Genomic DNA, 15939 nt, shown 5'->3' with positions numbered 1-15939 from the left:
AAAAGCGGTAAGGCTTTCAGTGCTCAGGACGCCGTACGACGCCCCGGCGGGAGGATCGTGTACAGGTCCAGGATCTCCGGCAGTGGCGCGATACCGGGGCCACCGGCGCGGACCCACGCGGCGATGTCCTCGTTCGCGGCCGGGTCATTGACCAGCCCCAGCCAGACCGGCCGGGCACCGGCCGCGCGGCCCTCGGCGGAGGGCTGTACGACGACCACGTTGGCGTGGTCGCAGACGTCGAGGCAGTCGGAGATCCGTACCGGGGCGACCTCGCGCAGCCGCTCGGTCTGGGCCGCGTGGTCGACGTGGGACAGCTTGGCGCTGCCGCAGCAGCAGTCCCGGCACACGACGAGGCGGCACTGCACCGAGCCGCGGCGTGGGCTTTCGTCCAGTGGGTCGCCGGTCGGCTCGGCCGTCTCTCCAGGCAGCCTCGTGGACATGGCGGGCCCTCCCTCTCTCCGGTCGCCGGTCGCCGGTCTCTGGTGTCGGGGAGATCCGCCCCCGCCGCCATCATTCCATTCGCACACCCGACCGCACCACGGCGCCTTCTCCGCCCGCACCTCAAGACAGCCCGCACCTCAAGACAGCTTTGACAGCGGACGACCCACCGCATAGCTTCAAGGTCACCTGTATCGCACACGGATTCGAGGGGGCTGCTGTGCGGACTCTGCTTCTCACCAAGCGCCGGTATCTCGACCTCCGCAGGTCCACCACGACGGGATGTTGAGCGGTTCCTGCCCGCTCCCCCGACCTTTCGCCGCGCTCCCTCCCCTGGACCACCATGCCCTCCGCCCGCGTATCGCGGCGCGGCCTGCTGTCGCTGGCCGCTGCCTCCTCCGGTTCCGCGCTGCTGTCCGCATGCGCCGACACCGACTCCGGTGGCACGGTCGTGCCCTTCTACACGACCGAGTCGGACCCCAAATCACTCGCCTTCTACCGCTCCGTGATCAAGCGGTTCGAGCGCAGCCACCCCGGTGTCACCGTCAAGATGACGCTGTACTCGGACGAGAACCAGCTCCAGTACCTCCAGACGGCCATGCAGACCGGCACCGACATCGGTGTCTTCGCGCCGCCCGCCGCGAACATCCTCGACTGGGCCGTCAAGGGCTATCTGCTGCCCCTCAGCGGCATGATCGAGGACATCGGCGAGGACGACTTCCTGCCCGGCACCCGCATCGTGCACCGCGGCGAGGACTACGCGATGCCCTTCCAGGCCAACGCCTCCGTCCTGTACTACCGCAAGGACCTGCTCGACAAGGCGGGCATCGAGCCGCCCCGCACCTACGGCCAATTCCTGGGCGCGGTACGGGAGTTGCACGGCAGGGACGGCATCGACGGCATCTCGTCCGGCGCCGGAAACACACCCGGGATGACGACCCAGTTCCTCTCCCCGTACGTCTACCAGTCGGGCTGGGACTACTACGGCCCGGACGGCGAGGTGCTGTTCGGCAAGGACGAGGTGCTCGACGGCGTGAAACGGCACGTCGCGATCATGCGGTACGCGCGCAAGGGCGCGTACAACACCAACTACCCGGACCTGATGAACACCTACATCTCCGGGAAGGCCGCCTTCGCGACGATGGCGGGCCGGCTCGGCGTCAACCTCGCCGAGCAGAACCCGCGGATCGCCGAGGTCACCGGCGTCCTGCCGGTCCCCGCGGGCCCGTTCCGCACCGGGCGGCTGGCGTACGGCGGCAAGAACCAGTACAGCGTCTTCGCTCACACCCGGCACAGACGCGCGGCCAGGGCGTTCCTCAAGGAGCTGACCACCGGCGAGAACGCGCTGAAGTTCTCCCTCACCGTCCCCGGCCACCTGGTGCCGCCGCTGAAGTCCGTAGGGGAGCGGCTGCGCGCGGAGATCGGCGTCTCGGACGACCCGTACCTGCGGAAACACGGCGAGTGGGTGCGCACCATCCTCGATCTCGTGCCGAACGCGCTGAGCCCCGACATGGCCATGGGCTCGGTCGTCAACGGGCGGTACGACGGCAAGCTGTCCAACCCCTGCCCCTGGGCGGGCAAGGCGTGGGCGCCGCCACCGGCCGACGCCTCGATGGTGCAGTCGATCCTGCTGCGCGGCGACGACCCCGAGGAGGCGTGGCGCCGGGCCGTGGACCAGTTCGCCTTCGCGGCCCGCGACTGGAAGTCGGCCAACCCGGAGTGGAGGCCCGCGGCATGAGGACTCTGCGTCTTGGGCGTGTGTCGCAGTACGTGGCGCTGGCCGCCGTCGTGCTCATCGCCGATCTGCCACTGCTGTGGATCCTGTTCACGGCGGTCAAACCGGATGAGGAGATCATCTCCTATCCCCCGACGTTCTTCCCGGACACGGTCACGCTCGACAACTTCCGCACGCTCTTCGAGATCTCGTCGTTCGGCACGTATCTCACCAACTCGCTGATCGTGGCCACCGCCGCCACGCTGCTGGTCGTCGGCTTGGGCACCTGCGCCGCGTACGCGCTCGTCCGGTTCCGGATACCGGGGCTGCGGTGGGTCGGGGAGCTGTCGCTGTTCGCGTATCTGGTGCCGCCGATCCTGGTGCTGGTGCCGGTCTCGCAGCTGGTGGCGCGGTTCGGGCTCGCCAACAACCTCCTCGCGCTGATCGTGATCTACACGGCCACGCTGCTGCCGTTCGCGCTGTGGACGCTGCGCTCGTACTTCCACGGGCTCACCATCGAGCTGGAGGACGCGGCGATGGTCGACGGCTGCACCCGGTTCGGCGCGTTCGTACGGGTCGTCCTGCCGCAGTCGGTGCCGGGGCTGATCGCGACCGCCGTGTTCGCCTTCAACGCGGCCTGGAGCGAATACCTCTTCGCCTCCACGCTGATGGCGGAGCCGGACAAGCTGACGCTCAGCCCGGGGCTCTCGCTGCTCATGGACCAGACGAGCGTCTACTCGTGGGGCGTGCTGATGGCCGCCGCGCTGATCGTGGTGGCGCCCGTGCTGGTGCTGTTCGTGCTCGTCCAGAAGTTCCTCGTCGGCGGCATCGGACAGGGGGCCGTGAAGTGACTGCCGTATCCCAGACGTCCCGTACGAGCGCCCGCGAGCCCGACCGGGCCCGGCGCCGGGGGCTGTCCGACCGCGCGCTCGGCACCCTCATGCTGGTGCCCGCGCTCCTGCTGCTGCTCGTCTTCGCGGTCTACCCCTTCTTCGCGTCGGTCTTCGACAGCTTCTTCCGCGTCGACTTCCTCACCCGCGAACACACCTTCCTCGGCCTCAACAACTACCGCCGCCTGTGGGAGGACCCGTCGGTGCGCGGCGCGTTCGGGCGCAGTGTGCTATGGGTCGCGGGGAACATGGTGATCCAGGCCGCCGCCGGGGTCGCCGTCGCGCTGCTCCTCAACGCGGGGCTGCGCGGCCAGACCCTGGCCCGGGGGCTCGTACTCTTCCCGTACGTCGTGCCCGCCGTGGTCGCCGCGATGGTGTTCCGCTTCGCGTTCAACGACACCTCGGGCATGGCCGGTTATCTGCTGCGGACGCTCGGGCTGAGCGACACCCTGGTGAACCCGTTCGCCGACCCGGCGACGGTGATGTTCGCGCTGGTCGCCGTGAACTGCTGGAAGTACGTGCCGTTCATCGTGATCGTCGTCCTCGCCCGCCTCCAGACCCTGCCGGGCGAACTGCGCGAGGCGGCGTCGCTGGACGGCGCGGGGCGGTTCGGGATCTTCCGGCATGTGACGCTGCCGTGGATCGCGCCCGCGCTGATCATCGCCATGCTGATGCGCACGATCTGGACGGCGTACGACTTCGACCTGCCCTATCTGCTCTCCGGCGGCGGCCCGATGGACACCTCGACGACCGTCCCGCTGGAGATCAGGAAGCTGGCCTTCGCCGATCAGGACCTCGGTCTCGCCTCCGCGCTGGCGGTGTGCGTGGCCATCCTCCTGGTCGCGGGCGCGCGGCTGTATCTGCGCGCGTACCGGGCCAGCGAGGACGCGACGGGCTGAGCACGGCCCCATTGATCAGCACGGCCCCAGGAAATCCCGAAAGGCATCAACTGTGGTTGAAACGTCTGTAGCTTTCGACGTCATCGACGCCGTCGCCGGTACGCCCGCCACCCTGCGGACGTACCGCGACACGGCGTACGACCGCACCCAGGGCGCCCACGACGCGCTGCTGACCGGCACCGCCAGCCTGCCCCGCGCCGAGCGCGCGGCGCTCGCCGCCCACGCCGCCGAGCGGGACGGCGCGCGGGCGCTGGCGGCGCACTACCGGGGCCTGGCCCCGGCGCCCGAGCCGTCCGCGCGCTTCGACGCGCTGCTGCGCCACGCCGAACTCCTCGTCCTCAGCCCCTCCACGGCGGGTCCGAAGGACATCGCGGCGCTGACGGAGGCGGGCTGGGACGCGCCCGATGTGGTCGCGGCCTCGCAGCTCGTCGCGTTCGTCACGTACCAGGCACGGCTCGCGGCCGGGCTGCGGGCGCTCGGCGGGCTCCCGGCGGAGGGCGGCGAGGTCCCCGCGTACGGCGTGGCGAGCGAGGGGCGCCCGTTCACGCTCGACGCGCTGGAGTGGGACGCCTGGGTGGAGACGGTGGACGTGGACCGCGCCACGCCCGAGCAGATCGCCGTGCTGGAGGAGTCGCTGCCGACGGCGAAGACCTCGCCGTACTACCTGGCGCTCGTCCACGATGTGACGGCGCTGCGCGAGCGGTCGCGGCTCTACAACGCCATCATGTACGCGCCGCGCGGGCTCGACCGCCGCGACCGGGAGATCGCCGCGCTCGCCGTGTCGCACGTCAACGGCTGCGTGTACTGCGCGTCCGTGCACGCCCGGCGCTTCGCGCAGCTCGCCAAGGACGAGGGCCCCGCGCGGGCGCTCCTCGACGCGGGCCCCGGCGCGGACCTGGGCACGGCGCGGCAACGCGCCGTGGCCGACTTCGCGGTGCGCCTCACCCGCGAGCCCCATCAGCCGCTCGGTCTCACGGCGCTGCGGACGGACGCGGGCCTGGACGATACGGAGATCCTGGACCTCGTCCACGTCGTCGCCGTGTTCGCCTGGGCCAACCGTCTGATGCTCACCCTGGGCGAGCCCCGTTCCCCTCGGTCCACCACAGAGGAGCACACCGCATGACCGCCACGCCCGACCACCCCCTCGTCGCCGCGGCCCACCGGCTGGCCGACGACGTCCTCGCCCCCGCCGCCGAGGCGCACGACCGGGAGGGCGTCACGCCCGAGGCCATCGCCGCCGTCAAGGCGTCGGGGGTACTGGGGGTGAACGCCCCGGCGGCGTACGGCGGCGCGGAGGCCCCGGCGGCCGTGGGCCGGGAGATCGCCGAGATCCTTTCCGGCGCCTGCTGCTCGACGTTCTTCATCCAGGCCCAGCACCACACGCCGGTGCGGACCCTGGCCACGGGCGAGGAGGCGGCGCGCGAGCGCTGGCTGCGGCCGCTGAGCGACGGCACGCTGCTCGCCGGGATCGCCTTCTCGCATCTGCGCGCCCACCCGAAGCTGCCCGTGCGGGCCACCCGGGTGGCGGACGGCTGGCGCTTCGACGGGCGGGTGCCCTGGTACACCGGCTGGGGGCTGAACGACCTGTTCCTGCTGGGCGGCGGAACCGAGGACGGCGAGGTGGTCTTCGGCGTCGTCGACGCGCGTGAGCAGCCGGGCCTCACCGCCACCGGCCCGCTCCAGCTCGCCGCGCTCACCGGGTCGCACACGGTCGGGCTGCTGCTCGACGGGCTCGTGGTGCCCGACGAGGCGGTCGCGGTGCGCCTGCCGCACGAGCGCTGGGCGACGGACGACCGCCCGAAGAACACCAACACCAACCCCGCCGTCTTCGGCGTGGCCCGCGCCGCGCTCGACCTCGTCGACGCCTCGGGGGACGGCGAGGCGAAGGAGACGGCGGGCGTCCTGCGGACACGCCTGGACGCCGTACGCCGCGATGCCTACGCCCTGGTGGACGAGGTGCCGCCCGCCGAACGGCTGGACGACCGGCTCGCGGCCAAGACCCGGGCGTACGACGTGATGCGCGCCGCCACGACGGCCGCGATCGCGGCGGGCGGCGGCCGGGCCTTCGGCCTCTCCCACCCGGCGCAGCGCCTCGCCCGGGAGGGCCTGTTCCTCGTCGTCCAGGGCCAGACCTCGGAAGTCCGCACGGCGCATTTGGCGGCGCTGCGGCGGTAGCGGGAAAGAGAATGGCCCTCACCGACGGGGGATGCGGTGAGGGCCTACGTTCAGTGTGGCACGGATGGTGCCCCCATGTCCCCCTTCCGGGCAACAAACTTGGCATATATCTACCGCAGTCACCTCAGGAGTCTCAGCTGTCCCAGCGGCGAGTGGTGGGACGCTGCGGGGGCGGCTGCGGGGGTGGCTGCGGGAACGGCCCAATCCAGTTGGTGCGCCGTCGGCGAACCCCCTGGGCTCCGGGGCGCCGGTCGTCAATCCTGGCGGAATCAAGCCATGGAGGATGACCGTGACAGTGGAATACATCCGCTACCGCATCACCGCCCCCGAGCGAAGAGCCGCCTTCGAAAAGGACTACGCGACCGCCGCCGAGCAGCTGGACCTCGCCCCGCAGTGCCTGGGCTATGAGCTGTCTCAGGGTGTCGAGGAGCCCGAGCGCTACATCCTGCGGATCGAGTGGACCTCCGTCGAGGACCACCTGCAGGGATTTCGCGGCGGCCCGCACTTCCCGCCGTTCCTGGCCTCGATTCGCTCCTACATCCAGGACATCGAGGAGATGAAGCACTACGCGAGGACGCCCGTCGTGTCCGCCACCGGAGGGGCGGCATGACCGGGCGCACCGAGTCCCTGTTCGACGCCGTCGGCGGTATGGACGCGCTGCGGCGGCTGAGCGACACCTTCTACGAGGGCGTCCTCGCGGACCCGCTGCTCGCCCCGGTCTTCGCGAACTTCACCCGGACGCACATCGATCATGTCGCCGTCTGGCTCGCCGAAGTCTTCGGCGGCCCGGCCGACTTCACGGCGCGGCTCGGCGGCCACCAGGCCCTGCTCCGCTCCCACCTGGGCCAGTCCATCACCGAGGAACAGCGGCTCCGCTGGATGGAGTTGATGGCCATCGCGGTCGAGAAGGAGTTCCCGGACGACGAACTGCTGCGCCGCCGGGCCCTGGAGTACTTCGACTGGGGAACCCGGATCGCCCGCGACGTCTCGGCCGGATCGCCCGGTGACGACCTCGGCGAGCCGGGCCCGACGCCCCGCTGGGGCTGGGACGGGCTGGTGTGAACGTGTGGGGGCCGCCGCCCGGCGGCCCCCACCGCGCCGTGTCCGGGGCCGGAGCGGTCGCGGACGCCCGTCACGCGGCCGTGGCCTCGATCTGGTCGTGCAGCCGGGCGCAGGTGCGGTTGATGAGCCGGGAGACGTGCATCTGGGAGATGCCGAGTTGCTCGGCGATCCGGCCCTGTGTCTCCTCGCGGAAGAAGCGCAGGTAGAGGATGTGGCGCTCGCGTTCGGGCAGGGCGCGCAGCTTGGGCTTGAGGGCTTCGCGCTGGATGACGCGCTCATAGGAGGGCTCGGTGGCGCCGAGGGTGTCGGCGAGCGAGTATCCGTCTTCCGCGCCCGGCAGTTCGGCGTCCAGGGACAGCGCGGAGAAACTCTCCATCGCCTCCATCCCCAGCAGTACGTCCTCCTCGCTCATCCCGGTGTGCTCGGCGATGTCCCGCACACTCGGGCGGCGGTCGTCGGGAGTGCGGGTGAGTTCCTGCGCGGCGGCGCGCACCCGGTTGCGCAACTCCTGTACGCGGCGCGGCACATGGACGCCCCACATGTGGTCGCGGAAGTGGCGCTTGATCTCACCGACGACGGTCGGCACGGCGAAGCTCGCGAACGCGCTGCCACGGTCCGGCTCGTACCGCTTGACGGCCTTCACCAGGCCGAGCATCGCCACCTGCCGCAGATCCTCCGCCAGCTCACCGCGGTTGCGGAACTGCCGCGCCAGCCGCTCCGCCATCGGCATCCACGCGCGGACCACGTCCTGCCGCAGCGCCTCCTTCTCGGGACCGTCGGGCAGCTCGGCGATGCGCTCGAACTGGGCGGCGGTGTCGGGAGCGTCGTCGTGCGAGTGCTTGCTCCGTGTGCGTACGGCAGTCATGCGCCGGTCTCTCCCTCGTGGCGTGGGCGGCGTGGGAGAATCCGGCTGACCGGGGTGGCGGACAGAGCACACCCCGGAGCAGCCGAACCGCTCCCGTGGGCGTGCCTCCGTTCCGAAGCACATCCATGCGCCTGCCCCTGGCGGGCACCCGCAAACAACCTCCACCCGCAGTGGGTATGGGCCGCAGTGTCTATGGGGGGATCGAGGCGCGGGTGCGCCACATGATTCGATGGACACCTGTTTCCGGGAGGTCCAGGACGTTCCATGATCCGACGCATACTCGCCGCCGCGGTGGCCCTGGCCGCGCTGCTCACCGTCCCCTCGGCCGCGCCCACCGTGTCGCGCCCCTTGACGGTGTCCACCGACAAGGGCGAGGTCGCGGGGTCCGCCGCGGGCGGGGTCGGCCGGTACCTCGGCATTCCGTACGCCGCGCCACCGGTCGGCGACCGGCGCTGGCAGCCGCCCGCGCCCGCCGCCGAGTGGCCGGGGGTGCGCTCGGCGCACGACCCAGGCGCGCGCTGCGTCCAGACGGCCACCGGCGACGGCCCGGGCACGAGTGAGGACTGCCTGTACCTCAACGTCTACGCCCCCGAGCGGCGCACGCAGCGCCCGCTGCCGGTGCTGTTCTGGATTCACGGCGGCGGCTTCATGAGCGGTTCGGGCGACCTCTACGACGGCTCGCAGCTCGCGCGGACCAACAACATCGTGGTCGTCACCATCAACTACCGGCTCGGCGTGTTCGGCTTCCTCGATCTGCCCGGGCTGAGCGCGCGCGGCGCGGGCAACTACGGCCTGCTCGACCAGACGGCGGCGCTGCGCTGGACCCAGCGGAACATCGCCGCGTTCGGCGGGGATCCCGGCCGGGTGACCCTCTCGGGCGAGTCGGCCGGTGGCCAGTCCGTGTGTTCCCTGCTGGCCTCGCCACCGGCCCGTGGTCTGTTCGACCGCGCGATCATCCAGAGCGGTGGGTGTCCGAGCCTCACGCCCGCGCAGGCCAGGGTGCGTGGCAGAAGCGTTGCCACCGCCGCCGGTTGCCGCGATTCCGCCACCGCCGTGTCCTGTCTGCGGGCCAAGCGGCCGGACGACGTGCTCGCCGCCGGGCGCGACTTCGGCGGCATCCTGAACGGCCCCCTGCCGGTGTCCGGCGTTCCCGAACTGCCGGTCGCGCCAGGGGTCGCGGTGCGAACCGGCCGGTCCGCCGATGTCCCGCTCCTCATCGGCGCCAACCGCGACGAGACACGCAAGTGGTCACCCCCGTTCGCGAACGCGACCAGGGCGCAGTACGAGCGGGTGATCCGGCAGCACTACGGCCCGCACGCCGGCGGTGTGCTCGCCCGCTACCCGTACGGCGCCCGGCCCGGCCGGTACAAGGCGGCGTACGCCCTCAGCGCGGTGTGGACCGACAGCAGCGTGTTCTACGGGATGGGCGGCTGCCAGTACCAACGCCTCGCGGGCCGTTTCGCGTCCCAGCAGCCCAGGACGTACTTCTACGAATTCGGCGACCGCGACACCCCCTCCCCCGGCCCCGTTCCCCCGGGCTTCGCGGCGGGCGCGAGCCACGCCACCGAACTCGCCTATCTGTGGCCCAGCATGGCCCAGAAACCCCTCACACCGGAGCAGCGGAAACTGTCGCGGACGATGGTGCGCCACTGGGGGGCGTTCGTACGGGACGCGGACCCCACGACGCGGGGGCAGGTGGCGTGGCCGTCGTACCGCAGCGGCCGTCTGATGTCGCTGCTGCCGGGCGACAGCAGCAAGACCGTCAGCGCGAAGGCGTATGCGGCACAACACCAGTGCTCCTTCTGGAACGGGATCGACTACGACTGGCTGACCACCGACCCGGCCCCGCTCGCGGACGCGCTGCGCGTCCGTGGCACGCCCTAGGGTGGGTTCCGTGGAGCTTCTACACCTGCGTTACTTCGCCGCCGTCGCCCAGGAACTGAACTTCTCCACCGCGGCCCGCAAACTGCACATGGCGGCGTCCCCGCTGAGCCGGCGGATCAAGGATCTCGAAAACGAACTCGGACACCGGCTCTTCGACCGCGACACCCACCATGTGCGGCTCACCCCGGCGGGCAGCGCGCTGCTGCCGATCGCGCGCGGTGTGCTGGAGCAGGTCGATTCCATCAAGTGGCGGCTGGACGAGACGACCCGGCCGCAGCGGACCACCGTACTGCTCGGCGTACCCACCGGCATCCACCCGGACCTGCGGGAACGTATCGACGCCCTCGCCGAGCGGGTCCGCGACCGGTTCGAGATCAAACGGTGGCCGGGTGCCACCGACCGCCTGGTCGACGCGGTGTGCGACGGCAGACTGGGGCTGACCTTGGCCCGGCTCCCGGTCTGCGGCGACCCGGCGCTGGAGCAGTTGCCGGTGATGTCGGAACGGCTCGGCGCGGTCGTGCCCAGGGACGGGTTCCCCGGGCGGGAGTCGGTCGCGCTGGCGGAGCTGGCCGACCTCGCCTACGCGGGTTCTCCGGTGGCGGTGACCCACGCGTATTTCCGCGGACTCGACCAGCAGCTGTCCGATCTCGGCCTCAAGAAGCGCATCAAACTGAACAGCGCGAGCTTCGACGCGGTTTCCGAAATAGTGTCGAGCGGTCTGGCATTCTCCATTTCCATGCTGGACCCGAGAAGCCCTCTGCAGAATTACCGTCTTGACAATGTGACCGTCCTCCCCTTTTCCGATTTCCATCCCCAGCTGGAGACCGGACTGCTCTGGCGACAGGACCGCGCGGACGGCGGTGACCTGGAAGAAGTCGCTTCCGCCGCCCGTGAGATATTCGCCGAACCACTCCACGCCTAACCTTCACAGGGCGGCATGACCACTGCGGTCATACCGCTTTTCGCAACATGATCATTCCGTCTTCGCCACCCCCTTGCTAATTTAGTTTCCAGATGCACATACAGCGGCGGAGCAAGGAGTGAAGGCACAACGATGACGGACATCACGGATACCATCGCCGGTCCCCTGGAAGGCGTGCGCGTGATCGACCTCTCGACCGTGGTGATGGGCCCCTACGCGGCCCAGATCCTCGGGGACCTGGGCGCCGATGTGATCAAGATCGAGTCGCCCGCCGACACCGTGCGGGTGGGCCACTACCGCACCACGCCGGGCATGACCGCGCTGAACCTCAACGTCAACCGCAACAAGCGCAGCGTGACCCTCAACCTCAAGGACGAGACGGAGCGGGAGCGGGCGCTCGAACTGATCGACACCGCCGACGTACTGATCACGAACATGCGGCCCGGTGCGCTGGGCCGCCTGGGCCTGTCCTACGACGACCTCGCCACCCGCCATCCGCGCCTCGTCTACGCGCACGCGCAGGGCTTCCGCGGCGACTCGGACCGGGCCGGGAACGCCGCCTACGACGAGACCGTGCAGGCCGCCTCCGGCCTGGTCGACATCGCCGACCGCGCCCTGGGCGAGCCCGTCTACCTCCCCACCATCATCGGCGACAAGGTCTCCTCGCTGACCATCGCCTACAGCGTCCTCGCCGCCCTGCTGCACCGGGACCGGACCGGCCGGGGTCAGCTCGTCGAGGTCCCGATGACGGACACGCTGATCGCGTTCAACCTGGTCGAGCATCTGGCGGGCCACACCTACGAGCCCGAGATGGGCCCCACCGGCTTCCATCTGTCGATGACCAAGGGGCATAAGGCGGTGCGCACCAAGGACGGTCTGGCCTGTGTCATCCCGTACAACCCGCGGAACTACCGGGACTTCTTCGCGGCCGCCGGACGCCCGGACCTGGCCGAGGACCCCCGGGTGTGCGGCGAGGAGATCGACCGGGACGACTACGAGGGCCTGGCCGCGCTGATCGACGCCTGCGCCCCGGCGCTGACCACCGCGGAGTGGACCGAGGTGTGCGCCAAGCACAGCATCCCGATGGCCCCGGTGCTGGAACTGGACCGCGCCCACGAGGACCCGTACGTCCGGGACGGCCATCTGCTGGACACCGTCGAGCACCCGACCGAGGGCACGGTCCGCACCATCGGCATCCCGATGCGTTTCTCCGCCACTCCCGGCTCGATCCGCCGTCTGGCGCCGGTCGCGGGCCAGGACACCGAGGACGTGTTCGCCGAGTTCGACGCCACGCGCTGAGCGCCGCCGTCCCCAACACACCACCGCTCTGACGAGGACCCCCATGAGCACTCCCCCCGCACACCCCGTACGCACCGAGCGGATCGGCTCCACCCTGCTGATCACCCTCGACCGCCCCGAGGCCCGCAACGCCGTGAACGCGGCGGTCGCCGCCGGTCTGACCGGCGCCCTGGACGAACTGGAGGCCGACCCCGCGCTCCGGGCCGGTGTCCTGACCGGTGCGGGAGGCACGTTCAGCGCCGGGATGGACCTCAAGGCGGCGGTGCGCGGCGAGTCGCCCGAGGTCGCGGGCCGCGGGTTCGGCGGCCTGACCGAGGCCGACCGGGAGAAGCCACTGATCGCCGCCGTGGAGGGCTGGGCCATGGGCGGTGGCTTCGAACTGGCCCTGGCCTGCGACCTGATCGTCACGGCCGAGGACGCCCGGTTCGGCCTGCCCGAGGTCAAGCGCGGGCTGATCGCGGCGGGTGGCGGTGTGATCCGGCTGCCCCAGCGCATCCCGTACCACCTGGCCATGGAGCTGCTGCTGACCGGCGAGCCGGTCGACGGCCGCCGCGCCGCCGAACTGGGCCTGGCCAACCGCGTCACCGCCGCCGGACAGACCGTCGCGGAGGCGCTTCAGCTCGCCGAACGACTCGGCGGCAACGCCCCGCTCGCGCTGGCCGCCGTCAAGCGCGTCGTCCGCGCGGCGGACGGCGCGTCCGACGCCGACGCCTTCGCCTTCCAGCGCGGGGAGATGGCGGCGCTGATGGCCTCGGCCGACGTCCGCGAGGGCATGACGGCCTTCGCCGAACGCCGCCCCGCGCGGTGGACGGGGCGGTGAGACACGACATGAAGCACGACCACTTCCGAGGAGGAGAGCCTGAGATGACCACCCCCGCGCAGCCGTCGGCCGTCGGACCGATCGCGGACGAACTGACCGCCGACTTCTACCACTACGAGTCGCTGCTGCCGGACGAGGAACGCAAGATCCTCCTGGGGGCCCGCGCCCTTCTGCGCGACCAGGTCAAGCCGCTGGTGAACGAGAACTGGGCCAAGGGCGAGTTCCCCAGCGAGCTGATCGCCCTGTTCCGCGACAGCGGCCTCGCGGGCCTGCCGTACGAGGGCTACGGCGCCCACCGCCCCGCCGTCAGCAACCTCCTGAGCGGCATGCTGGCGATGGAGATGGCCCGCACCGACGCCTCGGTGTCCACTTTCTTCGGCGTCCACAACGGCCTGGCGATGTACTCCATCCACTCGGGCGGCGACCAGGAGCAGCGCGACCGCTGGCTCCCGGCGATGGCCGCGATGGACAAGATCGGCGCGTTCGCCATGACCGAGCCGCTCGGCGGCTCCGACGTCGCGGGCGGCATGCGCACCACCGCCCGGCGCGAGGGCGACACCTGGGTCCTGAACGGCGCCAAGAAGTGGATCGGCAACGCCACCTTCGCCGACTACGTCGTGGTGTGGGCCCGGGACGTCGGCGACAACCACGTCAAGGGCTTCGTCGTCGAGAAGGGCACACCCGGGTTCAGCCCCGCGAAGATCGAGAACAAGCTCGCCTTCCGGATCGTGGAGAACGCCGAGATCACCCTGACCGACGTCCGGGTGCCGGAGGCCGACCGGCTGCGGAACATCAACTCCTTCCGGGACGTCGCGGAGATCCTGCGCGCCACCCGAGGCGGGGTGGCGTGGCAGGCGCTGGGTGTGATGGCCGGTGCGTATGAACTGGCGCTGGACTACGCCCGGGAGCGCCACCAGTTCGGCCGCCCGATCGGTGGCTTCCAGCTCGTGCAGGATCTGCTGGTCAAGAGCCTGGGCAATGTCACCGCGTCCTGGGGCATGCTGACGCAGCTCGCCCGGATGCAGGACAGCGGCATCTTCCGCGACGAACACTCCGCACTGGCCAAGGCGTTCGTCACCGCCCGGATGCGGGAGGTCGTGGCCTGGGGCCGGGAGATCTTCGGCAGCAACGGCATCCTCCTGGACCACGACATCGCCCGGTTCTTCGCCGACGCCGAGGCCATCTACTCCTTCGAGGGCACCCGGGAGATGAACACCCTGATCGTCGGCAAGTCGATCACCGGCCAGAGCGCCTTCGTATGAGTCCGTGGCAGCTGGTGTGATTCCGTGTCAGCGGAGCCGGTCGACGCGGCGCTCGTCCCACACCGGCTCCGCTGTCTCGCGGATGACACCGTCCGAACCGAAGACCAGGAAGCGGTCGAAGGAGCGTGCGAACCAGCGGTCGTGGGTGACGGCCAGCACCGTGCCGTCGTACGCCTCCAGCCCCTCCTGAAGCGCCTCCGCCGACTCCAGGTCCAGGTTGTCGGTCGGCTCGTCCAGCAGCAGCGCGGTCGTCCCGGCCAGTTCGAGCAGCAGGATCTGGAAACGGGCCTGCTGGCCGCCCGAGAGCCGGTCGAAGAGCTGGTCGCCCTGGCGTTCCATCTCGTACCGCCGCAGGGCGCTCATCGCCCGGCCCCGGTCCCGGGCATGGTCGGTCCACAGGATCTCGACGAGGGTGCGGCCGGTCAGCTCGGGGCGGGCATGGGTCTGCGCGAAGTGGCCGGGCACGACGCGCGCGCCCAGTTTCCACTCCCCCCGGTGGGCGACGTGCTCACCGGCCAGCAGCCGCAGGAAGTGGGACTTGCCCGACCCGTTGGACCCCAGCACGGCCACCCGCTCGCCGTAGAAGACCTCCAGGTCGAAGGGGCGCATCAGCCCTTCCAGCTCCAGCCCCCGGCAGGTCAGCGCCCTCACCCCGGTGCGTCCGCCCGCCAGCCGCATCGTGATGTCCTGCTTGCGCGGTGGCTCCGGGGGCGGGCCCGCCTCCTCGAACTTCCGCAGCCGGGTCTTCGCGGCCTGATAGCGCGACGCCATCTCATCGCTGCGCGCCGCGTACCGCTGCATGTCCAGCACCAGACGCTTCAGCTGGGCGTGTTTCTCGTCCCAGCGGCGCCGCAGCTCCTCGAACCGTGCGAACCGCTCGTCGCGGGCCGTGTGATACGTGGCGAAACCGCCGCCGTGGACCCATACGTCGCTGCCCGCCGGGCTGGGCTCGACACTGACGATGCGCTCGGCCGCGCGGGACAGCAGTTCCCGGTCGTGGCTGATGAACAGCACGGTCTTGGCTGTCTCCCGGAGCCGCTCCTCCAGCCACTGCTTCCCCGGCACATCCAGGTAGTTGTCCGGCTCGTCCAGCAGCAGGACATCGTCCGGGCCCCGCAGCAGCGCCTCCAGCACCAGTCGCTTCTGCTCGCCCCCGCTGAGCGTGCGCACCGATCGCCACTGCGCCTTCTCGTACGGCACCCCGAGGGCGGCCGTGGTGCACATGTCCCACAGCGTCTCGGCCTCGTAGCCACGCACCTCGGCCCAGTCGCTGAGCGCCTGGGCGTACCCCATCTGGGCGGCCTCGTCGTCCCGCTCCATCACCGCGAGTTCCGCCGCGTCGACCGCTCGGGCCGCCTCCCGTACGGCGGGCCGCGCCACCGAGACCAGCAGGTCCCGCACGGTCCGCTCATCCCGTACGGAACCGACGAACTGCGGCATCACCCCCAGTGAGCCGCTGACGGTCACCGTCCCCTCATGGGGTTCCGTCTCGCGCGAGAGAAGCCGCACCAGCGTGGTCTTGCCCGCCCCGTTCGGCCCCACCAGCGCGGCGACGGTGCCTTCGCCCACCCGGAACGAGACGTCGCCGAGCAGCAACCGCCCGTCCGGCAGGAAGTAGGCGAGATGCGCGGCCTCCAGATGTCCCATGATCCGGCATTCTCTTGTCACCGCGCCATGACCGGCAAGGCATTTTCATGCCCCTTCACAGG

Annotated in this window: 15 protein-coding genes; 12 read left to right on the top strand and 3 right to left on the bottom strand. The window is 70.9% G+C overall.

Annotation, left to right across the window (positions count from 1 at the left end):
* Positions 1-23 precede the first annotated feature (23 nt).
* Positions 24-440 (bottom strand): (2Fe-2S) ferredoxin domain-containing protein, encoded by a 417-nt coding sequence (locus ACFV9T_RS07215; RefSeq protein WP_385437289.1) that lies wholly within the window; start codon positions 438-440, stop codon positions 24-26.
* Between the two features lie 341 nt (positions 441-781).
* Between ACFV9T_RS07215 and ACFV9T_RS07210 the strand changes: the two genes are divergently transcribed.
* The 7 genes from ACFV9T_RS07210 to ACFV9T_RS07180 all read left to right on the top strand — a co-directional run bounded on the left by ACFV9T_RS07210 (position 782) and on the right by ACFV9T_RS07180 (position 7178).
* Complete coding sequence (locus ACFV9T_RS07210; RefSeq protein ID WP_385437288.1) at positions 782-2176, top strand: ABC transporter substrate-binding protein; 1395 nt, start codon at positions 782-784, stop codon at positions 2174-2176.
* Positions 2173-3003 carry a carbohydrate ABC transporter permease gene (locus ACFV9T_RS07205; protein ID WP_385437286.1) on the top strand — a complete coding sequence of 277 codons (831 nt, stop codon included), beginning with the start codon at positions 2173-2175 and terminating at the stop codon, positions 3001-3003. Before ACFV9T_RS07210 ends, ACFV9T_RS07205 begins: the two co-directional genes overlap by 4 nt.
* On the top strand, positions 3000-3941 hold the full coding sequence (locus ACFV9T_RS07200; protein ID WP_385437284.1) for a carbohydrate ABC transporter permease: 942 nt from the start codon (positions 3000-3002) through the stop codon (positions 3939-3941). The genes ACFV9T_RS07205 and ACFV9T_RS07200 overlap by 4 nt, the downstream gene beginning before the upstream one ends.
* 52 nt (positions 3942-3993) lie before the next feature.
* Positions 3994-5064 (top strand): peroxidase-related enzyme, encoded by a 1071-nt coding sequence (locus ACFV9T_RS07195; protein WP_385437282.1) that lies wholly within the window; start codon positions 3994-3996, stop codon positions 5062-5064.
* Positions 5061-6116, top strand: a complete 1056-nt coding sequence (locus ACFV9T_RS07190) for an acyl-CoA dehydrogenase family protein (protein ID WP_385437281.1) — start codon at positions 5061-5063, stop codon at positions 6114-6116. Before ACFV9T_RS07195 ends, ACFV9T_RS07190 begins: the two co-directional genes overlap by 4 nt.
* A 283-nt stretch (positions 6117-6399) precedes the next feature.
* Positions 6400-6726 carry a putative quinol monooxygenase gene (locus ACFV9T_RS07185; RefSeq protein ID WP_385437280.1) on the top strand — a complete coding sequence of 109 codons (327 nt, stop codon included), beginning with the start codon at positions 6400-6402 and terminating at the stop codon, positions 6724-6726.
* Positions 6723-7178, top strand: a complete 456-nt coding sequence (locus tag ACFV9T_RS07180) for a group II truncated hemoglobin (RefSeq protein WP_385437279.1) — start codon at positions 6723-6725, stop codon at positions 7176-7178. Before ACFV9T_RS07185 ends, ACFV9T_RS07180 begins: the two co-directional genes overlap by 4 nt.
* A gap of 70 nt (positions 7179-7248) precedes the next feature.
* On the opposite strand, the gene ACFV9T_RS07175 is transcribed toward ACFV9T_RS07180, so the two are convergent.
* The gene (locus tag ACFV9T_RS07175; RefSeq protein ID WP_385437278.1) at positions 7249-8043 is read right to left on the bottom strand and encodes a SigB/SigF/SigG family RNA polymerase sigma factor; all 795 of its coding nucleotides are present in this window, start codon (positions 8041-8043) and stop codon (positions 7249-7251) included.
* A 264-nt stretch (positions 8044-8307) separates the two neighbouring features.
* On the opposite strand from ACFV9T_RS07175, the gene ACFV9T_RS07170 reads away from it, so the two are divergent.
* From ACFV9T_RS07170 to ACFV9T_RS07150, 5 genes are all read left to right on the top strand, one after another.
* Entirely contained in the window at positions 8308-9927 is a 1620-nt protein-coding gene (locus tag ACFV9T_RS07170) for a carboxylesterase/lipase family protein (RefSeq protein ID WP_385437277.1), read from the top strand.
* A 10-nt stretch (positions 9928-9937) separates the two neighbouring features.
* Positions 9938-10849, top strand: a complete 912-nt coding sequence (locus tag ACFV9T_RS07165) for a LysR family transcriptional regulator (protein WP_385437276.1) — start codon at positions 9938-9940, stop codon at positions 10847-10849.
* A 132-nt stretch (positions 10850-10981) separates the two neighbouring features.
* The gene (locus ACFV9T_RS07160; protein ID WP_385437275.1) at positions 10982-12148 is read left to right on the top strand and encodes a CaiB/BaiF CoA transferase family protein; all 1167 of its coding nucleotides are present in this window, start codon (positions 10982-10984) and stop codon (positions 12146-12148) included.
* A gap of 43 nt (positions 12149-12191) precedes the next feature.
* The gene (locus tag ACFV9T_RS07155) at positions 12192-12968 is read left to right on the top strand and encodes a crotonase/enoyl-CoA hydratase family protein (RefSeq protein WP_385437274.1); all 777 of its coding nucleotides are present in this window, start codon (positions 12192-12194) and stop codon (positions 12966-12968) included.
* A gap of 44 nt (positions 12969-13012) precedes the next feature.
* Entirely contained in the window at positions 13013-14230 is a 1218-nt protein-coding gene (locus tag ACFV9T_RS07150) for an acyl-CoA dehydrogenase family protein (protein WP_385437273.1), read from the top strand.
* A 27-nt stretch (positions 14231-14257) separates the two neighbouring features.
* On the opposite strand, the gene ACFV9T_RS07145 is transcribed toward ACFV9T_RS07150, so the two are convergent.
* Entirely contained in the window at positions 14258-15877 is a 1620-nt protein-coding gene (locus ACFV9T_RS07145) for an ABC-F family ATP-binding cassette domain-containing protein (RefSeq protein ID WP_385437272.1), read from the bottom strand.
* Positions 15878-15939 lie beyond the last annotated feature (62 nt).

It is taken from the genome of Streptomyces sp. NPDC059850 (assembly GCF_042731515.1).
In the GTDB taxonomy this organism is placed as follows: domain Bacteria; phylum Actinomycetota; class Actinomycetes; order Streptomycetales; family Streptomycetaceae; genus Streptomyces.
The sequence above is the reverse complement of the archived record's forward strand: the minus strand, read 5'-3'. Positions and strand labels throughout refer to the sequence as shown.

Coding starts and splice junctions, on each gene's coding strand:
- ACFV9T_RS07215 (WP_385437289.1), bottom strand. CDS start 440: ATGTCCACGAGGCTGCCTGGAGAGACGGCCGAGCCGACCGGCGACCCA.
- ACFV9T_RS07210 (WP_385437288.1), top strand. CDS start 782: ATGCCCTCCGCCCGCGTATCGCGGCGCGGCCTGCTGTCGCTGGCCGCT.
- ACFV9T_RS07205 (WP_385437286.1), top strand. CDS start 2,173: ATGAGGACTCTGCGTCTTGGGCGTGTGTCGCAGTACGTGGCGCTGGCC.
- ACFV9T_RS07190 (WP_385437281.1), top strand. CDS start 5,061: ATGACCGCCACGCCCGACCACCCCCTCGTCGCCGCGGCCCACCGGCTG.
- ACFV9T_RS07185 (WP_385437280.1), top strand. CDS start 6,400: ATGACCGTGACAGTGGAATACATCCGCTACCGCATCACCGCCCCCGAG.
- ACFV9T_RS07180 (WP_385437279.1), top strand. CDS start 6,723: ATGACCGGGCGCACCGAGTCCCTGTTCGACGCCGTCGGCGGTATGGAC.
- ACFV9T_RS07175 (WP_385437278.1), bottom strand. CDS start 8,043: ATGACTGCCGTACGCACACGGAGCAAGCACTCGCACGACGACGCTCCC.
- ACFV9T_RS07170 (WP_385437277.1), top strand. CDS start 8,308: ATGATCCGACGCATACTCGCCGCCGCGGTGGCCCTGGCCGCGCTGCTC.
- ACFV9T_RS07160 (WP_385437275.1), top strand. CDS start 10,982: ATGACGGACATCACGGATACCATCGCCGGTCCCCTGGAAGGCGTGCGC.
- ACFV9T_RS07155 (WP_385437274.1), top strand. CDS start 12,192: ATGAGCACTCCCCCCGCACACCCCGTACGCACCGAGCGGATCGGCTCC.
- ACFV9T_RS07150 (WP_385437273.1), top strand. CDS start 13,013: ATGACCACCCCCGCGCAGCCGTCGGCCGTCGGACCGATCGCGGACGAA.
- ACFV9T_RS07145 (WP_385437272.1), bottom strand. CDS start 15,877: ATGGGACATCTGGAGGCCGCGCATCTCGCCTACTTCCTGCCGGACGGG.